The following is a 238-nucleotide window of genomic DNA, read 5'->3' on the forward strand; positions in this document are numbered from 1 at the left end:
GGTGCGAGGCGGCAAACGCGGGGCCGATCGGAGCATGCCGCAGCAGGCTCATCCAGGTGAAGAACGCACCGACGTAGCCGAGGGTCGCGCCGTACACCCACGGCTGCGACAGTACGCGCAGCAGCCACGCAGTGTTGGCCTCGACCGGCAAGGCGGCGTCACCGGCGTACTTGAAGCACAGCTGGGCCAGCGTGTCGAAGGCCATCAGCAGCGGGAAGCCGATCACATACAGGCGCCT

At 67.6% G+C, this 238-nt stretch carries 1 protein-coding gene; it reads right to left on the minus strand.

Annotated elements, in window-relative coordinates:
* On the minus strand, positions 1–238 hold a 238-nt coding region (locus ACRHNM_RS18120; protein ID WP_431138020.1), incomplete at both ends, for a hypothetical protein.

The organism is Psychroserpens mesophilus, from assembly GCF_050617655.1.
Classification (GTDB): domain Bacteria; phylum Bacteroidota; class Bacteroidia; order Flavobacteriales; family Flavobacteriaceae; genus Psychroserpens; species Psychroserpens mesophilus_A.